This is a genomic window from Myxococcus sp. CA040A, assembly GCF_013336725.1.
Taxonomy (GTDB): domain Bacteria; phylum Myxococcota; class Myxococcia; order Myxococcales; family Myxococcaceae; genus Myxococcus; species Myxococcus llanfairpwllgwyngyllgogerychwyrndrobwllllantysiliogogogochensis.
Map to the genome: position 1 here is coordinate 53,988 of NZ_JABUMR010000006.1, position 18,339 is coordinate 72,326.

An 18,339-nucleotide genomic window follows, 5' to 3' on the forward strand; every position below is an offset into this window, starting at 1 on the left:
CGACTACAGGTCTCCCGTGCCCTTCTTCGACGGCACCACCTTCAGCGAGTCCGCGGCCGTGCGGCCGTGGATGCTCGCGGCGTACATGTCCTCGATGCTCGCGGGAGGCGCGGAGAACGTGCCGGGGAACTGCGCGCGCAGCACGTAGCCCACCGTGCGCGGGCTGTCGCTCCACCACGCCGGCTCCTCGAAGAAGAACGTCGCCCGCTCCGGGCTCAGCACCCGGCGCTTGAGCGCCTCCGGAACCAACGGCAACGAGTGCGGAGGACCGCGGAACGCCTTGTCCTCCTGGAGCGCCACGAAGCCCGCGGGCACCGCGTCCTCCACCACGTAGTACGCCGAACGCACCTTGTTGCTCCCGCGCGCGTCCATCGTCAGCTCCACGTAGACCTCTTCGCCCTGGGACACCGTGTCCCCCGCGCCGAGCTTCACCTTCCCGCCCTCGCGCAGCGCGTAGTACGCACGCGAAATCGACATGCCCTCCGCCCGCGCACGCACCGCGGACAGCGGCGTGAGCGCGGTGGCCTGCAACGTCGCCACGCCGTCGAAGCCGCCCACGTCCACCGTGCGCGTCCCTGGAGCCAGCGTCGCGACGAGCCCCATGCCGCGCGGCGAGAACTTCACCCCGCCCTGGATGCCCTTCACTTCCGGAGGCGTCATGCCCTTGAACGCCTTCGCGTCACGCTCCAGCAGCCACAGCGAGTGCAGGAGCGCGGTGCTCCGGTCGAACGTCGACAGGTCCGGCTCCGACAGCATCTCCAGGATGCGCTTGCGAGCGCGGGTGACATCCAGCGTGCCGAACGACGCCGCGTGCGCGGCAATCGCCGTCATGCCCACGCGCCGCAGCGGGAAGCGGAAGAACGCCTCCGACATCTCCAGCTCCTGGCCCGGCTTGTACGCGGCCAGCGAGGTGAAGCCCTCCGAGCTGCGCTTCACCAGCGCGTTGATGCGAGCCTGGAGCGCCGGCTCCTTGATGACGCCCGCCTTCTCCGCCGCGAGCACCGCCAGCGCCAGCGGGTACAGCTCACCGGACTCGGAAGCCTCCACCAGCGCACGCACACGCGCCGCCTGCTTCGGCCCCTCCAGCCGCGCCAGCACGTAGGCCCGCGTGGCCTCGTACTCGGGCGGCAGGCCCTCCTGCGCCTCCAGCCAGCGCGCGCTCTCCACGAGGCGCGGGTCCGCGCGGTCCACCAGGCCCGCCTCGGCCGCATACGCCAGGCCGTCCAGCGCGATGAGCGTCAGCGGCAGGCTCGGCGTGTTGTAGCCACCGAACCACGTGAAGCCACCGCCCTTCACCGACAGGTTGAGGATGCGCGCGGTGCCCTGCACCGAACGGCTGCGCGCCTCCGCGAGCAGCGCCTGCGTGTCCGTGTCCAGCTTCGCCAGCGCACCCGCCTGCTGGAGCACCTGGTACACCGCCACGTTGGGCACCGTCGTCGACACGAGCTGCTCCAGACACCCGTACGGGTACGTCAGGAGCTCGCGCACGTTGGACAGCGCCGCGTCGACGATGGACGGCTGGAGCACCAGCTCCACGCGCGTCAGCGTCGCCTCCTTCGCCGCCGGCACCTCCAGCGCGCCGCCGCCCCAGGCGCTCACCTTGACGACGTCTTCCACCGCCGCCGGCTCCACCTGGAACAGCTTGCGGTCCTTCAGCGGGTCCTTGCCTCCGGACACGTCCACCGCGAGCTGCGCGTCACCCGTCGAGGAAGCGCGCAGCGTCAGCGGCACCACCTGCTCGCCGCCCTTCGCCAGCTCCACCTTGTGCTGCGACTGGTCCGCCTTCAGCGCACCCAGCGACGCGAGCTTCACCTCCAGCAACTGGCTGGCCGGCGACTTCTCACCCGCCGACAGCCGGATGGAGGCCAGCGCCTCGTCACCCTCGCGCAGGAACTGCGGCAGCGACGCGTAGAGGTTGAGACCGCCGCGCGTGGCGAACTCGGACGTCCCCTCGCCGAACCGACCGGACGTGTCCGCCGCCACCGCCGTCACCACCCACAACGTCTGGTTGGACGGCAGCGTGAAGCGCACCGTGGCGCGGCCATCGCGGTCCGTCACCACCGTCGGGTCCCAGTGCGCCGTGTCCTTCTCCATGTCCTTGGCCTGACGGCTGGGCGGCTTGATGGACGCGAAGGCATGGTCCGGCAGCCCCGCCATCTTCCACGCCAGCGCCTCGCCGTACCCGTACCCCTGGAACTCCGAGGAGTAGAAGTTGGACACGTTGTTGCGCGTCGGCGGGTAGAAGAAGTCGAGCACCTTGGGACGGAACTCGGACTGGATGGCGTAGACGGCCTTGTCCACCACGCCCAGCGACAGCTGCGCGACGACACCCTTGCCCTGGTGGTCCACCACCCGCACGTCGATGGTCTGCTCGGTCAGCGGCGTGGCCTCGGCACGACGCGGTTGCAGCTCCACGGTGAGCGTGCGCTCGCGCGGAATCACGCGGAACGCCACCGTGCGCTCCTCCCAGCGGCCCGTCGCCGTGGGGTACGCCACGGACGCATACACCGCGCCGCCGAACCGCTTCTCCACGCTGAAGCTGTGCACCAGCGTGCGGCCCGTCAGCTCCACCACCTGCGTGTCATGAATGCTGGCGCCCGCCAGCGTCACCCACACCGGGCCCGCGTCACGGCCGCCCGCGCCCCAGCCATCCGGCATCAGCGCCACCATCCGCGCCGAGTCCCCCGGCTCCAGCGTGCCCGACAGCGACGCCAGCGTGAGGTTGGGCACCTGGGCCACCGCCTCGTCCGCCGAGCCGATGACGAGCAGCGACTCCTCGCCCTGCCACGTCTCGCCGCGCTTGTCCTTCACCACCACGCGCGCCAGCACCGCTCCCACGTCCGACGTGGGCGCCTTCTCGCGGTGCGTCCCGTCCGCCGCCGTGGTGAACGAGCGCTTGCCCAGGCTCTTCTCCGCGCCGTCCGCCTTGCGCAGCACGAACTCCACCTCGCCCTGCGTGACGCCGTAGGCCTTGCCCGACAGCGTCGTCGCGCGCACCGACAGCAGCGCCTCGCCGCCCTTGGCCACCACCGCGTCCGAGTAGCGCGCCGTGCCCAGCACCTCCACCTTCGACAGGAAGAACGACGTCGTCGAGTTGGCGAACGTCTCCTGGTCATCCCGCGCGCGCACGGTGAGCGAGTAGCGATACGGCAGCCGCTCCTCCCCCGCCTTCAGCTCCGGCACCGCGACCTCAATCGCCGCCTCGCCGCTCGCGTCGAAGCCGGTGGCGCTGGCCCACGGGTCCTCGGTCACTCCGCGCTCCGCCACGGAGGAGTACAGCCGCTCCGGCACGCTCAGCTTGCCCTCGTTGCTGGACTGCGAGCCGTACGTCACGTCGCTGCCCTGGCCACCCTTGCCGGCGTCATCCACCCACGCGGGCGCGTCCAGCAGGCTGCGGTACAGGAACACCTCATACTTCGCGCCAGCGGGCACGCCGCCCGCGTAGCGACGCGCGCGAACCTTCACGCGCAGCGACTGGCCGGGCACCACCGTCTCCGACTCGGGCTCCGCCTCCAGGTAGAAGGTCGGCTTCACGTAGTCCTGCACGCGCGCCTCGCCCTGGTGCGGCTGACCGTCCAGCTCCGCCTCCACACGCAGCACGCCCGTGCCCAAATCGTCAGGCACCTTGAGCGTGCCGTGGAAGGCGCCGAACTCGTCCACCGACACTCGCGTGGTGAGCGCGCGGCCCTCCTGGGACACGAGCTTCACCGTCACGTCCTTCTTCTTCGGCGTGAACAGGCGCGCCAGGAAGGTGTCCGGCTGGCGCAGCACGCCGCGGAACTTCACCTCGTGGCCCGGCTTGTAGATGGGCCGGTCGCTGTAGATGAACACGTCCGGCGCCACCGCCAGCGTGGAGTAGAAGTCCGTGTCGACAATCGCCGTGTCGGCGCCCACCGACGCGGTGGCGATGATGCGCGGCTCCGTCACGTCCAGCCGCACCTCGCCCTTGGCGTCCGTCTTCCCCGCGGGGCCCTTGCCCTTGGGCAGGTACACCTGCACCTGCGCGCCCACCGCCGGCTTCTGGTCCTTGCCGGCCACGCGCACCAGCACCTCGCCATCCGTCTGCTTCAGCTGCACCGTCAAGTCACTGACGACGAGCACCACCTGGCCCTCGACGAGCCCCTGCACCAACTGGAGGACGTAGGTGCCGGCCGGCAGCGGCGCCAGCAGCACGCGGCGCTCCTGGAAGCCGTAGCCACCGCTCGAGTTGAAGCCGGGCACGTTGAAGTCGCGCTCGGCGCCACCCAGGTCCAGGTTGAGCCACTGGCTGCGAGTCACGGTGAAGCCCGGCGGCACGCCCACCAGCTTCTTGGCGCCCTCGGCCACCTTGGCCAACGGCTCGTTGGAGCCGGGCACGTTGGGCGCGGGCGGCAGGACGGTCAGCATGTCCTCGCGGAAGCTCTGGTTGAGCCCGTCGAGCAACCACCGGCCCGGCAGGCCCACCGCGTTGACGCCGCGGCTGAGCGCGCGGCCCGGGTTGTTCATCGTCGGCGGCGTCTGGTACGCGCGCCGCAGGTCACCCTGGGCGCGGATGAACGCATCCACGTTGTCGGGCTTGAGGACGCGCAGCTCCACCGGCCCCTTGTCCTCGAAGGCCACGTCCACCGCCACCGGCTCGCCGCTGCCATACGAGCGCGGCACGGTGATGTAGAGCGGCTTGGCCATCGCCACGCCGGACAGCGCCACCGCCGTCAGTACCGCGAGTCGAGCTACCATCCTCATGACCCGAAACCTCCAGGAACCAGCGAATCGCCCTGCACGGTGCCGCGCAGGCCCAGGTACGGCAGCGACTCCAGGTCGCGCCGCGCCGCTTCGATTTCAGGGGGCGCCGCCTTCGGAATCGGCGCGTTGCGCCCCACTCGGGACTCGGACAGGAAACCGTCCATGGTGAGGCCGCTGAGCAGCCGTCCCAGATTCACCCCGAAGGCCAACGAGCCCGGCTCACGCAGCCCCGCCAGCACCGGCCCCGGCGCGGCGAGCATGCTCGGCTTGCTGCCCGCGCACGACATGCGCAGCGCGTTCAGCTCCGCCTCGCTCGACGCCAGCACCACGTGGTTGCACAGCGTGGCCTGCTGCAGCCTGCTCGACCCTCCGGAGAAGAAGCCCTCCAGCGCGGTCCCATCCTCGGGCCGACCCCACAGCACCGCCACCTCCTGAGGCAGCGCCGAGTCCCCGCGCGGCGTCCACACCACCGCCACCTGCCGCGTGCGCGTCGCCCCCTCGCCGCCCGACTTCCAGAACGCCTTCAGCGTCTCCGCCGACAGCGTCTCCGGCAGCTTCAGCTGCATGGCCAGCAGCACCGGCGTCTCCTCCGGCACCAGCTTCAGCAGCTCGTCGGACAGCGCCGCCTTGTCCAGGCGCACGGTGCCCTCCATCAGCTCGCCGGCGATGCCCCGGCCCACCAGGCGGTCACCCTCCACGCCGAACTGGAGGCGCGTGTCCGGCGACAGCCCCAGCACGTGCGCGAACAGCTGCGCGTCGCGGCCGAACGACTCGGGCTGGAAACCCAGCTCCACGTCGACGTTGTCCTCGGCGCTCAGCTCCGGCACCTCGGCGCACAGGCCCTGGAGCACCGCGACGGGGTGGCGCGCCATGACCAGACGGTCCGGCGTCTTGCCCGCCCACAGCGTCTGCTCCGCCACCAGCCAGCGCTTCAGCTCCAGCCCCTCGGCGACGGCGGTGGGCGTGCCACCCGGGCACGTCTTCGCCGTGAGGGTGCCTCGGCTCGCCACCGCGTCCAGCGCGTTGAAGGCCGCCGTCGCGGACTTCGTCGCCTTGGGAACGATGAACGCGGGCGTGCTCGCGCGCGCATCACCGGCGAACCACGCCACGCGGAACGGCGTGTTGCCCACGCGACCCACCAGCAGGTCCAGCACCGCGCCCTTGAAGTCGCCCTTCAGGTCCTCGCCCGTGGAGCCGAAGAACGCGGCCCAGCCGCCCACGAAGCCCTGCCCCAGCGGCTGCGACAGCTGCGAGCGCAGCCACGCGTTGCGCGCCAGCGCGTCACGCACCTTGGGCGGGTGGTGCACATCCAACCAGACGGCCTGGGGAGCGACGGTACCGGGCACCTCCAGCTCCGCGGTGGTCGGCTCCGGCAATCCCTCCACCTGCGCAGCCGCGACAGGGTTCGTGCTCGCGCCGCTCATCAGCGGAGTGCTGGGGCCCTCGTCACCGCCGGAGGACGAGCTGGAGCGACGGCCGAGGACAAAGGCCCCCGCCACCGCCGCGCCCACGACGACAACGCCCACACCAATCAACAGGCCCTTGGGAGGACCGCCGCGACCAGGCGGTGGGCTCGCCGGAGGCGGCGTGCCCGGGGAAGGGCTCGACGGAGATGTCATGGCATCCACTCCTTGAAACGAAAGAAGCCGAGGAAGGCGCCGTTGGTGGGCACCGGACGCCACTCTCGTGGCGCCTCGTCGGCGAGGTTGTGGAGGAGCCCGGTGCGCACCGCGGCGCCCTTCTCCCCCGGATGGTAGACGACTCGCGCGGGTGCATGGGCCCGGTCCTCCGGGCGCACCACCAGCATGAGATGGAAGTTGGGACCTGAGTCCTGCTCCTGGCGGAACGCGAGCACATCACCGGTGCGCACCGCGTCGCGCGTGGCCTCGTCACGGCCCAGGAACACCAGGCTGTGGTGCAACAAAGTCTCCGCGTCCGCGAAGTCGGAGGGCTTGCCCCGCGCGTCCGTCCACAGCGGCGTGGCGAGGCGCTCCGGAGCGATGCGCTTGTAGGCGGTGCGGAAGGCGAAGCGGATGAGGCCCGCGCAGTCGCGCTGGTCCGGGTGCCACAAGGCGTCCTGCTGCTTCAGCTGCGCGAGCGCGACCTGGGCCACCTGCCGGCGCAGCAGCACGTCGCGCGACTCGGGCGCGGGCGCGGCGGCCTCCAACAGCAGGAGCAGGGACAGGGCGAGCATGGCGGTGGACAAGGGCGCGTCAGGCAGCGCGCGTCAGTAGTCGCCCTCGCCGCCGCCGTCGCCATTCGTCTGGAGTTCCTTGAGGGCCGCGTCCAGGTTCGTGGGCCAGCCCTTGCGCGTGGGCTTCGGGTCCTGCGAGGGGACGTAGACCTCCGCCTGGCCGTCGCCGAGGACATTCACCCAGGCGAGCACGCGCGTGGTGCCGGGCGTGGCCAGGGGGATGCGCACCATGCGGCGGACCTCGTTCGGCGTGCCCTCGAAGAGCGCGAGGTTGAGCGTGGCCAGGGTGTGGGCCTTGTCGCCGCTGGGCCAGTAGTTGGTCGCCACCAGGTACACGCCCTTGGGCGGCGCGCGGTGGATGTAGAGGTAAGGGCCATACGCGGGCTGGTCGAAGTCACCGCCCTGCGAGTTGAGGAAGAAGGTGCCGCCGGACGGGCTGGAGGTGTCCGCCCAGTACACGTGGGCCATGGAGGAGACCGCGAGCTGGCCGTCCTTCTCGCTGGTGTCGGTGGGCTCGTAGACGTGCAGGTCCGTGTACACGCCGTCGGTGTCGCTGGTGAGGATGACCTTGAACGGGACGGGCGGCACCTGCGCGTAGCTGGTGGCCTGGGTGCGCGCGGTGCCGGCCTGATTCGTGGCCATCACCGTGACGACGTTCTTCCCGCTGGCCGCGGGGAACTTGCGGCTGAAGCGCCCGTTGAAGGTGCGCATCAGGTAGCGGTCGCCGTTGAGGGACACGACGATGGGGTCGATGGAGGGGTCGCTGACGGTGCCCTCGATGAGCAGCATCCGGTCCACCGTCCAACCGCCGGAAGGCGCGCTGAGGCGCACGGTGGGAAGCACCTTGCCCTTGCCGATGGGCACGCCTTGCTGGCGCGGGTTGGCTGCGGGCGGAGTCTGCGACAGGAGCAGGGCGAGGATGACGGGAAGCATCGCGCGTCCTTGAAAGGGAAAGGGGTCCGACAAAGGCGTCGGAGATGGGCACACTGCGCCCGCTGCACCTTCCATTTCAAGTCGCCTGCCAATCGTCAATAGGGGCGGAACCCCGTGGAATCACGGCCACGCGCGTCACCAGGCGCGGGCCTGGGGACACGTGGCTGGGGCCAGCACGAGGCCCTTCTGCCGCACCAGGAGTCCCGGCAGACTCACGCGCCACGACAGGGGGAGCGGCGAACATGATTCAAGGGCTCGATCACATCCAGCTCGCGATGCCCCGAGGCGAGGAGGCAAGAGGCCGTGTTTTCTACGGCGACCTGCTCGGGCTGCGAGAGATTCCCAAACCCCCAGAACTCGCGAAGCGGGGCGGGCTCTGGTTCGAGCTGCCGGACGGGCGGGGGCTTCATCTCGGCGTGGAGGAGCCGTTCATCCCGGCGAAGAAGGCGCACCCGGCCTTCCGCGTGGCGACGCTGGATGCGCTGGCCTCGCGCATGTACGAGGCGAAGCGTCCGGTGACGTGGGACTTCGCGGTGCCGGGGGTGCGGCGGTTCCACGGCGAGGACCCGTTCGGGAACCGGCTGGAGTTCCAGGAGCAGCCGAGCGAGCACAAGCTGACGGAGGACGAGGTGCTCGCGGTGCTGTACGCGCTGGAGCAGGGTGAGGTCACGATATCGACACGGCAGCTCCAGCTCGTGGAGGATTCCGGAGGTGGCGACACGCCGATTCTCTGCTCCAACGGGTGGTGCTTCGTCATCTTCAACGACTCGTGCGAGTGGGACTACATCTCGCGCGTCACCGCGCCGGATGGACGCTGGCTGACGTACGAAGACATCGCCGGTGGACCGGGCGAGCCCGTGCCCATGCCTCGGCTCGAGGACTACCGGCCTCCGCCGGACATCGCGATGGACGTGTGGGGATTGCCTTCGTGAGGGTGTGCGTCGCCCAGGTACGGAGCGTCAGGAAGGAGAGTCCGTCACGGGCCGCATGAGGTCAGCCCTCGACAACAACTCGCGCACTGTCTCAGCCAAAGCCACATGCTCTGGGTTGGACGCGGTGAAGCGCTCAGGGGTGAGGATCACCAACGTGCCCTTGCCTTCGACCTGCTCAATGCGCACCGGAGCAGGCAGCGGAGGCACCGTCCCACGTCGCAGGGACACGTACGTGACCCAACCGACGAACGTCCCGGTCCTGAGTTCTGCTTCGAGCAACTCGCGATGTTCCCACGACGTAGCGAGCGCCCAGTCCGCATCCCAGGCCGAGGCCATGCCGCGCACCACTTCCGTCAGCACAGATGCCGAAAGCACTCGCTCCGCGTTCGCTCCACGCTTGGGGAGCATCATCACGCACGAGTTGGGAATGGCTTCCGAGAAAGCCCCACAGGTGAGCCGCAGTTCCGCACTGTCCGCCCCCTCGCCACCGTTGCCGAACCAGAAGTTGAAGCCCAGTTGCTCGATGACCGGGCCTCCCCGTTCGCGGTTGACGCCTCGCCGGAACTCCTCGGCGAGGGCAGGCACATCGGGCGGCATCAGGGGGTACTTGCGCGCATCCTTGAGCGATTGAGTCGGTTTGTACCAATCAGCCAGGAACGAATCACAGGTGGCCAGATGGGTGAGGAGGTCCGCGGTGCGCGTGGCACACTCTTCCGGCGTTTCCCTGCGCGGTCCCCAGTACGCACCTGCATAGTAGGCTTCGGTTGCTGGCTTCTTCGCCACGATGCGCTCCACCTAGTTCACCGGAGTGTGGAGGATCTTTATGCCCTCGACACCCGCCCCGTCCAAGAGCCTTCGGATGGCTTTCGCGGCATCGGATTCGGCCACGTGCCACTCAATCCGGAAACCCATGCCACGGACCTTGTCGATTTGGCGCTGGGCTTGTTCCACAAGCTGACGGGCTCCCGAGTTCTTGAACCACCGCTTCGGGTCAAGGTCTTCAAAAAACTTCGCGTAGCCGGGCCCCTTCGCTTCTTGGAGCACTCCTTCTTTGAAGCCGTCGAACTTCACGCCGCCCGCCTTCGTGCTAGTGCCGCCAACCCAATAAGCATCATCAGCGGAATGCCCCGTGATTTGTTCCTGGTAGCTCCGAGCGCGTGCCTTCATGGACTCGCCAGCGGGTGCCCATTGCCCTGGCCCTTTAGGCTGCGTTCCCTCCTCCGCCGACGTGCTCGCTCGATGAAGGATGATGGCGGCACCAGGGCCGCCGCCCAGCACCGCCGCCGCTCGTCCCACTGGCACCGCTATCCGCTCGAGGGTCAGCGCCCCCTGTGCGGACAAGGTCAGCACCGGCACCGTGGCTTCGGCCCCCGCCAGCGCTCCGGTCACCGTGCGCGTCGTCGCCACGGCGGTGCCCGTCGTGAGCAGGAGGTTCGTGGCCAGCTCCGCCACCGCCTGAACCTGTTCGCCCCGCGTCATGTACCGGAAGCGCTCGAAGTATTCCGGTGATGACTGGATGAGCGCTGCCACGCCAGCGGGCAGGTGCTTGAGTGAGGCAATACTGTCCAGCGGGTAGGTGAAGAAGTGGCCGAGGGAGAGCGCCAGCTTCACGAACGCCATCTCGGCCCCATCCAGCGTGCGGCCCACGTAGTCCGCGTCGTCATGAACCTCCGCCAAGAGACGCCCATCCACCTCCCGCAGCTCGTCATCCAGCAACCTGAAGACACCCGTGCGCCCGTCATAGAAGCGGCCCAGCTCGAAGCCGTGCGCGCGGAAGGCGCCGTCCTTCCATTGGACAGGCGCGACTCGCTGTTGCGTCGCCCCACTGCGCACCCACGCAAGGCAGCCGTCAGGACGAAGTACCGCCAGAGGCGTGAAGCGCCCCACTCGACGCACCAACTCGGCGCGCGACACCTCGCCCCCCTTCAGCACCTCACGCAGCAAGTGCCCCACCGCGAGACGCGAGGGAAACTGTCCCAGCGTGACGGGCTTCCTCAACAGCCCTCTCAGCAGTCGCGCCGCCAGTGATGGGGTGAGCGGGCCTCCTGGAATCGGACGCTCGTCCCGTGCCTCGAACCCTGCATTCGTGAGCAGCGACTCCCACGCGTCCGCCTGAGAAGCCGCGCCCATGGAGGCAAGCGGCGAGCCACGGTACGTGAGTTCTCCACTCCCACGTGTGGTGGCCACTCGCTGCGCGTGGTTCAGAGTCCTCCCCCTGCTCGACGCGGAGGTGCCCGCCCCACACCCCGTGGTGATGGCCAGCAGCACGACTCCCAACAACCGCACGTCAGCGCGCATGGCCCATCCCAGTCTCATCGAGGCGAGGCTCTTCGACCGTGGGACTCATTCCTCCATGAGGATGAGCCACGGCGGCCTCAAGCTATCGCCAGCCCACGCCAAGCTGAACGACACGACAGGTCTGGTGCGCTCCAAGACCACGCCCACGCTCGACGTTCCCGGCGGAAACCAATGCCAACGCTCGACGTGTGGAGGGCTCCCTCATCCGAGCCATCTGACCCGAACCCCCTAGCGCTCCGCCGCCCGCGTGCTGGGGCTTCGCGACGACGAGCCCTGGGCCCGAATTGCATCCGAAGTGTCGGCGCCTACCTTTCCCGCACAACGCACAGACATGCCCAGGGGGGATGAAATGGCTTCGACAGAGACCGTGCAGACGAGGGAGGCCCCGAGGACAGGGTGGGGCAGCGAGACCCAGGCGGAACCAGGCCTGCTCATCGAGGACCATGCGCTCCTGGGCGACCTGTACACCGCCGCGCTCGTGGCCAAGGACGGCTCCATCGACTTTCTCTGCCTCCCGGACTTCGACTCGGACGCGTGCTTCACCTCGCTCCTGGGAACCGCCGACAACGGGCGGTGGAAGGTGGCTCCGACGTCACTCGTGCGCGAGGTGAAACGCCGCTACCGCGGCAAGACGCTCATCGTCGAAACGGAGCTCGTGACGGACGAAGGCGCGGTGCGACTCGTGGACTTCATGCCCATCCGGAAGGGCAGCCCGCACCTGGTGCGCCAGGTGGAAGGAATCCGAGGCACCGTGAAGATGCGCTCCGATCTGCGTCCCCGTTTCGGCAACGGCTACACCGTGCCCCTGGTCAGCAAGCGAGACGGTGCCTCCGCGGCCGTCGCCGGCCCGGATGCCCTCTACCTGCGAGGCGGAGCCGGTGAGGCGCCCCCGCCGTTCGAATCGGAGTTCACGGTTCGCGCCGGCCAGCGGATTTCCTTCGTGCTCTCCTGGGGCCGCCCCTACAGCGACATCCCCGACGTGCTGGACGCGGAGGCCGCCCTGCGGGAGACGCAGGCCTTCTGGGAGGACTGGGCCTCGAAGATTCGCCTGCCCGCGAAGTACCAGGACGAGGTCATCCGCTCCCTCATCACCCTCAAGGCATGCAGCTTCCAACCCACGGGTGCGCTCGTCGCCGCGCCCACCTTCGGACTCCCGGAGACTCCAGGCGGAGAGCGCAACTGGGACTATCGCTTCTGCTGGATTCGCGACGCGGTCCTGACGCTGAACGCGCTCATGCTCGGCAACCTCACCGACGAGGCGGAGGCCTTCGGCAACTGGCTGGTGAACGCCATTGGAGGCGCCCCGACCCAGCTGCAAATCATGTACGGCATCCGGGGCGAGCGCCGCCTCACCGAAGTCTCGCTGGACTGGCTGAGCGGTTACGAAGGGGCTCGCCCCGTGCGCATCGGCAACGGAGCCTATTCGCAGTTCCAGCTCGACATCCTCGGCGAGTTCGCCGGCGTGCTCTACCTCCACGCGAAGCTGAAGGGCACCTTGCCGGAGCGCGCCCGGAAGGCCCTCAAGAGCGTCGCGACGCGCGTCTCCGAGGTCTGGACACATCCGGACCATGGCATCTGGGAGATGCGCGGGCCGAAGCACGACTTCACCGCCTCCAAGGTGTCGGCGTGGACTGCCGTGGACCGCTGGGTGCGAGTGATTGAGGAGTACGGCTTGAGCGAGGACAAGGCGCCGTGGGTGAAGCTGCGGCAGACCATCTTCGACGAGGTGTGCAGCAAGGGCTACGACGCCAAACGCAACACTTTCACCCAGTACTACGGCTCGAAGGGAGTGGATGCGAGCCTGCTCTTCATCCCCCTCACCGGCTTCCTCCCGGCGGACGACCCTCGCGTCGTGGGAACGGTGCTCGCCATCGAGCAGGAGCTGATGCCGGACGGGCTGGTGCTGCGCTACCTCACGGAGGACAGCGTCGACGGGCTCGAGGGCGAGGAGGGCGCGTTCCTCGCATGCTCCTTCTGGCTCGCGAACACCTACCACCTCATGGGCCGGACCGAGGACGCCCAGCGGTTCTTCGACAAGCTCGTGAAGCTCAGCAACGACGTGGGCCTGCTCGCCGAGGAGTACCTGCCCAAGGAGCGCAGGTTGTTCGGCAACTTCCCCCAGGCGTTCAGCCACCTGGCGCTCGTGAACTGCGCCTACCTCCTGGCCACGGGACACACACCCCCGATGCATTCGTAGACGGGAGGGTGAGGGAATGATCGACCCGTTCGTCATCATCGGCGCCTCGGGAGACCTGACGGCGCGACTGCTCCTCCCCGCCGTGGCGGAGCTCGTCGAGCAGCAGAAGACTCCCGAAGGGCTGACCCTCACCGGGGTCGACCGGATGGACTGGACCGAGGAGCAGTTCCGCGAGCGCATGCGCGAGGCCCTGGACGCGCATGCGACGCGCGCCTCCGCGCGGACTCGCACGGAGGTCCTCCGCCGCCTGCGCTACCGGCGAGCGGATGCCACGCGCGGCGAGGACCTCCGGCGCGCGCTTGGCGGCATCCACCCGTCGGTCCTCGCCTACCTCGCCCTGCCCGCGCATCTGTTCGAGCCGGTGCTCACGGCCCTCTCCGAGGCGAGCCTCCCGAAAGGCAGCGTGGTGGCGGTCGAGAAGCCCTTCGGCGTCGACCTCGCCTCCGCCCAACGCCTCAATGAACTGCTGCGGCTGCGCTTCCCCGACACCCTGGTCTTCCGCATCGACCACTTCCTGTCGGATGAACTGGTCCAGCGCGTCTTCGCCCTGCGGTTCGGCAACCGCGTGCTCGAGTCCATCTGGAATCAGCAACACATCGAGCGGGTGACCATCACCTGGGACGAGCCGCTCACCGTCGAGGGCCGTGCGTCGTATTACGACCGCGCCGGAGCGCTCCGGGACATGATTCAGAACCACCTCCTGGAGGTACTGGCGCTGGTCGCGATGGAGCAGCCCGCCCGCTCCGACGAGCGCTCCATCCGGGACGCCCGCGCCGCCGTGCTCCGGACGATTCCGACCATGACCGCGGAGCAGGTGCGCCAGCGCAGCGTCCGCGCCCGGTACGTGGACGGCGACATCGATGGACACAAGGTTCCCGCCTACGCCCGGGAGCGGGGAGTCGAGGCCTCGCGCGAGACGGAGACCTTCGCGGAGCTCACGCTCGAACTGGCGAGCTGGCGCTGGGCGGGCGTGCCCTTCGTCCTGCGTACGGGCAAGGCGCTGGCCCAGTCACACGCCGAGGTGGCGGTGTACTTCCGCTTCGAGCCGGACCACGCCTACCGAGGCCAGCCTGGTGGCCAGAACGTGCTGCGCATCGGCCTGTCGGAGCCCTACGTCCGCCTCGCGGTGAACATCAACGGGCCGGAGCTGACGCTGGTCACCCAGGACCTGGAGCTGCGGTCGCATGCCACCGGACGGCTCGCGTACTCGAACCTGCTGCTCGACATGTTGAGAGCACAGCCCATGCTCACCCTCCGGGACGACGAGGTGGAGGAGGCGTGGCGAATCGTCGAGCCGGTGCTCGCGGGCTGGCGGCGAGGTGAAGTCCCCCTGCGCGAGTATCCGGCGGGAAGCGCGGGGCCCTCCGGTCGCTGAACAGTGATGCCAGACGGGAGTGCCGCGCGCTCGAACGTCCCCTTGACGGTAGGGAAACCCCTCATAGCTTGTCGTCGGAGCAAGGGGGCGGACATCATGAGATGGCCAAGGGGGGCCACCACCGCGCTGCGATGGTGGGGGCTGGCGGCGTGGGCTCCGCGTCCAGCGCACGCGTCGCTTCTCAGCGGCGACGCGATGGACACCGCGGCGGAGGTGTTCAGCTGGATTGTCATCATCATCGGCCCGGTGATTCTCATCTCCGGGTTCTGGCTGCTCCACATCCTCCCGGAAAAAATCGCGGAGAAGCGCCATCACCCGCAGCTGGATGCCATCAAGACCCTGTGCCTGCTGTCGCTGTTCTTCGGCGGGCTCCTGTGGCCGCTGGCATGGCTCTGGGCCTACTCCAAGCCGTCCCTGTACAAGCTGGCCTACGGGCATGACCGGGTCCCTCCTCCGCACGGCCCCGACGCCGACGAGGCCGCGCTTCCGGCCCCCCCAGGCGCACCCTCCGAAGGACCGTCCCCCGACGAGAGAGGGGAGCCGCACTGATGGAACTGCTGCTGCTCCTCGTCTACGCGGGCGTCGTCTGGCTGATCTTCTTCAAGCTCAAGCTGCTGCCGTGGAACTTCGTCTCCCAGGTCATCGTCATCACCCTGCCCATCATCGGCATCACGGTGCTCATCCTGCTGGCCAACGTGTACGCGCCGTCCTCGTCGGACGCGCGGGTGATGAACTACGTCGTGCAGGTCGTCCCGCGGATCTCCGGACGCGTCATCGAGGTGCCCGTCCAGCCCAACAGCGCGGTGAAGAAGGGGGACGTGCTCTTCCGTATCGACCCTGAGTCCACGCAATTGGAGGTGAATGGGCTGAAGGCCAGGGTGCGGGAGCTGGACGCGAAGGTCGCGGGTGCTCGCGCCATCGAGAAGCAGCTGTCACTGGAACGCAAGACGGCCCAGGGCAGAAGGGCCTCCGTCGCGGCCCGGCTGGACCTGGCCCGGCGGCGCGTGCGGCAACACAAGGTCCTCGCCTCCAATGGCTCCGGCACTCAGTTCGACTTGCAGCAGGTGGAGACAGAGGTCCGCAACCTGGAGGGTGAGCTGGCCGCGGCGAACGCCGCCGTGGGGCAGGTCACCCAGAGGCTCGAGGCGCGGACGGTGGACGGCACGCTCGTGGAGCTCGCCCAGGCCGAAGCCGGACAGCAGCAGGCGCTCGCCTCGCTGGCGGATGCGGAGTGGCGCCTCCGGGAGACCGTGACGTACGCGCCCGCGGATGGAACGGTGGTGAACCTCCAGCTTCGCGCGGGCTCCTACGCGGCGGCGCTGCCCATCTCGCCTGTCATGAGCTTCGTGGAGGACGAGCAGAACGTGGTCGCCTACTTCCATCAGAACGAGCTGCACCAGGTCCAGCCGGGCGACGAGGCGGAGGTCACGCTCCAGGCGTTCCCGAACCGCGTCATCAAGTGCCACGTCAAATCCGTGGTCTGGGCGACCGGACAGGGGCAGCTGCCCACCTCGGGGGTGTTGCCCGAGACGGGCGGGGAAGCCCTGCCTCCCGGACGCTACGCCGTCACCCTCACGGTCGAGAAGTCAGAGGAGAACGAGATCCTCCCGGCGGGAGCGCGCGGCCACGCCGCCATCTACACCCAGTCGTTCCACCCGGTGCACGTGCTGCGCAAGGTGATTCTCCGGGTGGGCACCAAGCTGGACTGGCTGATTCTCAAGCTGCACTGAGGAAGGGTGGAGCATGTTCGAGCGCCGGCGGTGGGGATGGCTCCGGGCCTGGACGGTGCTCGTCGTGGGCGGGGGCGTCTGCGGCTGCCCCACACGCGCTCCGCCGCGAGGACCCGAGGTCGTCAAACAGGCACTCCCTCACACCTCGCTCGCCACCGCGTGGTCGTCGGCGGGCGCACCGGAGGGCGGCATCCAGGACGGGTGGCTGGCGACGTTCCAGGACGAACAGCTCCAGGCGCTGGTCGCCGAGGCGCTCGGACACAACCCGGACCTCCGCTCCGCCTCGGCGCGGGTGGACCAGGCGTCGGCGATGCTCGGCGTCGCCCGCGCGGGGCTGCTTCCCACGGTCGACCTGCAGGGGAAGGAATCCATCGGGTTTGGCCAGGGGCTGGAGGGTGTGCTGCGCGGCATCGAAATCTCCGCCGGCTGGGAGGTCGACCTGTGGGGCAAGCTCCGCTATCGCCGCAACGCGGCCCGGGAGACGCTGGCCGCGGCAGAGGCCGAGTTCGAGTTCGCCCGGCAGTCCCTCGCGGCGACCCTGGCCAAGGGCTGGCTGCTGGCCACCGAAGCCCACCTCCTGCAAGGCATCGCCGTCGAGCGGGTCAGGATGGGAGAGGAGCTGGTCCAGCTCACCACCACGCGGCTGCAGGTCGGCGTCATCAGTGAACACGAGCTGGCGCTGGCGCAGGCGAACCTGGACTCGTACCGCGACACCGTGAAGCAGTTGGAGCTGACGCGGGTGCAGGCGGTGCGCGCGGTGGAGCTGCTCGCGGGGCGCTATCCCTCGGGGACCCTGGAGCCCAGGGGCACCCTGGTCGAGCTGCCCGGCCCGGTGCCCGCGGGCATTCCCGCCTCGGTGCTCGAGCGGAGGCCGGACCTGATGGCCGCAGAGCGCCGCGTGGCCGCCGCGTTCAACCACGTGCAGGAGGCCAAGGCCGCGCGGCTTCCCTCGCTGCGCCTCACGGGCGCCGTGGGCCTGGTCGACAGCGACGTGGTGGTGCTGAAGGAGACGCTCACCAATCCCACGGGCGGCGTGGCGGCGGGATTGCTCGCGCCCCTCTTCCACGGCGGGGCCCTGGCGGCGCAGGTGCGCGCGCGGACGGCGGAGCAGGAGGCGGCGCTCGGCGCGTACGCGTCCGCGGCCCTGCGCGCCACGAACGAGGTGGAGAACGCGCTGACGAGCGCGCGCGTGCTCGGCGAGCGTCGCGTCATCCTGGAGCGGGCCGTCGCCGAGCACGCGCGCGCGTTGGAGCTCCTGAATGTCGACTACCGCGTCGGGAAGGTCGACCTGCTCGCGCTGCTCCAGCAGACCCTCCTCGCGGACGCGGCGCGAGTCGCCCTGCTGCGCGTGCGCAGCGAGCAGTTGATTCAGCGCATCAACCTCCACCTCGCCCTGGGCGGCGGCTTCTCCGTCCCGGCCGAGCCCAAGCCCGACGCGAAGTAGCGCGCGTGACATCCGGTAGCGACGGACTGTTCCTGTCGCGTCGAACAGTGGCAGGTGCCGCGGTTCACTCGGAAGGGGTGGGTGTCCGGAGCCGCGTGCTGTAACGTGTCCAGCCCAGACACACCACCCCGCGGTCTCTCTGAGCCTTCGATGCCAACCCTGATTCCCGCTCCCATGCGCGTGACAGCCGTGGGCAACAAACCGAAGCTCATTCATGAGTTCGTCGGCCGGGCCACCACCAAGACCTCCGACGTCAGCGTCGCCCACATGAACAGTCCGGGCGGCTGGGAGGAGCCGGGCCAGAAGCCCGAGTTCAAGGAAATCACCCTCGTCCTCGCCGGCGTCCTGCGCGTCGAGCACAAGGGCGGGTTCCTCGACGTGCGCGGCGGACAGGCCGTCATCTGCGAGCCGGGCGAGTGGGTCCGCTACAGCACCCCCGAGCCCGAGGGTGCCGAGTACGTCGCCATCTGTCTGCCCGCGTTCTCCCCGGGCACCGTCCACCGCGACGCGTAAC

General features: G+C 69.4%; 13 protein-coding genes. 7 read left to right on the forward strand and 6 right to left on the reverse strand.

Annotated elements, in window-relative coordinates:
* Window positions 1–3 precede the first annotated feature (3 nt).
* The 4 genes from HUA75_RS26280 to HUA75_RS26295 are packed head-to-tail and all read right to left on the reverse strand — an operon-like array spanning window position 4 to window position 7,849.
* Complete coding sequence (locus HUA75_RS26280; protein WP_174487931.1) at window positions 4–4,722, reverse strand: alpha-2-macroglobulin; 4,719 nt, start codon at window positions 4,720–4,722, stop codon at window positions 4–6.
* Window positions 4,719–6,341, reverse strand: coding sequence for a hypothetical protein (locus HUA75_RS26285; protein WP_217439213.1), 1,623 nt, complete (start codon window positions 6,339–6,341; stop codon window positions 4,719–4,721). The genes HUA75_RS26280 and HUA75_RS26285 overlap by 4 nt, the downstream gene beginning before the upstream one ends.
* Window positions 6,338–6,916 carry a DUF1175 family protein gene (locus HUA75_RS26290; protein WP_141643096.1) on the reverse strand — a complete coding sequence of 193 codons (579 nt, stop codon included), beginning with the start codon at window positions 6,914–6,916 and terminating at the stop codon, window positions 6,338–6,340. Before HUA75_RS26290 ends, HUA75_RS26285 begins: the two co-directional genes overlap by 4 nt.
* A gap of 33 nt (window positions 6,917–6,949) precedes the next feature.
* Entirely contained in the window at window positions 6,950–7,849 is a 900-nt protein-coding gene (locus HUA75_RS26295) for a DUF2135 domain-containing protein (protein ID WP_141643095.1), read from the reverse strand.
* Window positions 7,850–8,091: 242 nt separating this feature from the next.
* On the opposite strand from HUA75_RS26295, the gene HUA75_RS46245 reads away from it, so the two are divergent.
* Window positions 8,092–8,781 (forward strand): hypothetical protein, encoded by a 690-nt coding sequence (locus HUA75_RS46245; RefSeq protein ID WP_217446290.1) that lies wholly within the window; start codon window positions 8,092–8,094, stop codon window positions 8,779–8,781.
* Between the two features lie 27 nt (window positions 8,782–8,808).
* Here HUA75_RS46245 and HUA75_RS47975 read toward each other — a convergent pair whose 3' ends face one another.
* The gene (locus HUA75_RS47975) at window positions 8,809–9,564 is read right to left on the reverse strand and encodes an immunity 52 family protein (RefSeq protein ID WP_371746195.1); all 756 of its coding nucleotides are present in this window, start codon (window positions 9,562–9,564) and stop codon (window positions 8,809–8,811) included.
* A gap of 12 nt (window positions 9,565–9,576) precedes the next feature.
* Window positions 9,577–11,079, reverse strand: coding sequence for a Tox-REase-5 domain-containing protein (locus HUA75_RS47765; RefSeq protein ID WP_174487932.1), 1,503 nt, complete (start codon window positions 11,077–11,079; stop codon window positions 9,577–9,579).
* Window positions 11,080–11,428: 349 nt separating this feature from the next.
* On the opposite strand from HUA75_RS47765, the gene HUA75_RS26315 reads away from it, so the two are divergent.
* The 6 genes from HUA75_RS26315 (at window position 11,429) to HUA75_RS26340 (ending at window position 18,338) form a co-directional block, all read left to right on the forward strand.
* Window positions 11,429–13,276 carry a glycoside hydrolase family 15 protein gene (locus HUA75_RS26315; protein WP_141643093.1) on the forward strand — a complete coding sequence of 616 codons (1,848 nt, stop codon included), beginning with the start codon at window positions 11,429–11,431 and terminating at the stop codon, window positions 13,274–13,276.
* 16 nt (window positions 13,277–13,292) lie between these two features.
* Window positions 13,293–14,651 carry a glucose-6-phosphate dehydrogenase gene (locus HUA75_RS26320; RefSeq protein WP_141643092.1) on the forward strand — a complete coding sequence of 453 codons (1,359 nt, stop codon included), beginning with the start codon at window positions 13,293–13,295 and terminating at the stop codon, window positions 14,649–14,651.
* 96 nt (window positions 14,652–14,747) lie between these two features.
* Window positions 14,748–15,200 (forward strand): DUF3302 domain-containing protein, encoded by a 453-nt coding sequence (locus tag HUA75_RS26325; RefSeq protein WP_174487933.1) that lies wholly within the window; start codon window positions 14,748–14,750, stop codon window positions 15,198–15,200.
* Window positions 15,200–16,381, forward strand: coding sequence for an HlyD family secretion protein (locus HUA75_RS26330; RefSeq protein WP_174487934.1), 1,182 nt, complete (start codon window positions 15,200–15,202; stop codon window positions 16,379–16,381). Before HUA75_RS26325 ends, HUA75_RS26330 begins: the two co-directional genes overlap by 1 nt.
* A gap of 13 nt (window positions 16,382–16,394) precedes the next feature.
* Window positions 16,395–17,825, forward strand: coding sequence for an efflux transporter outer membrane subunit (locus HUA75_RS26335; protein ID WP_141643089.1), 1,431 nt, complete (start codon window positions 16,395–16,397; stop codon window positions 17,823–17,825).
* Window positions 17,826–17,975: 150 nt separating this feature from the next.
* Window positions 17,976–18,338: a cupin gene (locus tag HUA75_RS26340; RefSeq protein WP_141643088.1), complete on the forward strand. Its 363-nt coding sequence runs from the start codon at window positions 17,976–17,978 to the stop codon at window positions 18,336–18,338.
* Window position 18,339: the final 1 nt, after the last annotated feature.